The sequence below is a fragment of the Bathymodiolus platifrons methanotrophic gill symbiont genome (assembly GCF_002189065.1).
Classification (GTDB): Bacteria; Pseudomonadota; Gammaproteobacteria; order Methylococcales; family Methylomonadaceae; genus Methyloprofundus.
Map to the genome: position 1 here is coordinate 1 of NZ_BDMN01000556.1, position 1,410 is coordinate 1,410.

At 44.2% G+C, this 1,410-nt stretch carries 1 protein-coding gene; it reads right to left on the bottom strand.

All coding sequences use genetic code 11. The features are described from left to right. Positions 1 to 597: 597 nt before the first annotated feature. Positions 598 to 1,293 (bottom strand): Lcl C-terminal domain-containing protein, encoded by a 696-nt coding sequence (locus tag CDZ78_RS20425; protein WP_087871583.1) that lies wholly within the window; start codon positions 1,291 to 1,293, stop codon positions 598 to 600. Between the last annotated feature and the right edge of the window lie 117 nt (positions 1,294 to 1,410).

Genomic DNA, 1,410 nt, shown 5'->3' on the forward strand with positions numbered 1-1,410 from the left:
TTATGATAGCAGATAACGTCGGGAAGGGGGATTTATGCGACAGAACCTGGATAGGTTAGTAGACTCTAGACGGACGAATATTAGATGTTTAGGCGCGCCATGCTACCGCTGAAAATCAGGGAAACGGGGAGCCAAAGCGAAGTGATGATTTTTAGTCCGTGGTAGGCGACAGGGAAATTCGCCAATCCGAAGTGCGCTAGCAGCGCGCGAGGGAGGCAAAGAATTGCATTACGAATAGCCGTCAAGCCATGTGTGGGAGCCTTAACGGAGCAGGGTTTTGTTGCGTAGTTGAGGCGGACCAGGGCACAAATGATTCGCCGCGTGGCGAATCGATTGTTGTGACATGGAGTCCCAAAATCTATCATGAGGCGCGCGGTGGCGCGCCTATTCACGAAATTCCGAGACTCCTGTCGCCGTATAATTCGTTCACCTACGCAGCGAATAGGAGATGCTCCAGCCGCCCTGCGTCCGCCACAGACTTGAGCACAAAGCAAGCTCAGAAAATCCTGGAAACGGAGCTTTAGCGAAGGGAAATTTGCCTACCACGGACTATTAATCCATCCAGGATTAACAGCGAAGGCGTTTTTAAAAACCACCCTAGAAAGAACGAACAGGTCTAACAAAATGTTTTATATCCTTTGAGCCACCATGAAGATCATTCACCATATATGCTCCACCGACAAACTCAACATACGAAAATCTATCATTATGAGGGTCATTAAGACGGTACTTTCTATCCACCTTAGTTTCTGATGAGCTCCAATAAGCATCATACTCCATTTCAAGCAAGCCCTTATCTTTAAGGTTCACACGTAAGGAGTGTAACTCATCATGAGATGGTAGATACCAGTCATCAAATCCACCATACTCAAAATTATCTGCTACGTCAGCTGCGGTGGGGCCATTCAATTCAGAAACACACTCATCTATAATCATGCGAGTATTCATACTCCCACCTCCAAGACCCATTTCTTCACTGCCAATGGGATCAATTTTATAGCACCCCCACTCAAATTCCGATTCACCACCAACAACAGCATCTATTGGTGACACTTCTAAACCATGAGAACCATTCTTGGAAACAAAGAAAACTTTTCCACCGGCGGGGCCAGTATCTCCTACACTGTAATGGCAAGCCCCCTCCGCAAGATTTGTATCATTGGAGCAATCGAAAACCTGATTACCCAGATACTCATTAAAATCAAAATCTGCATTAGCACTTTGAGTACACACCAAAGCTAATGCTGAAACTATTATGGAAGACAATACCGCAGGTTTAAATCTATTTTTCATTTTTCACACCACTTATATAATTTTTAGTTAAATTCAACAGACGCTAAAAATACTGGAAACGGAACTTTTATAGCTAAGTGAATAAGCACGAAACAACTTCCCGATATTAATTATTCT

Coding starts and splice junctions, on each gene's coding strand:
- CDZ78_RS20425 (WP_087871583.1), bottom strand. CDS start 1,293: ATGAAAAATAGATTTAAACCTGCGGTATTGTCTTCCATAATAGTTTCA.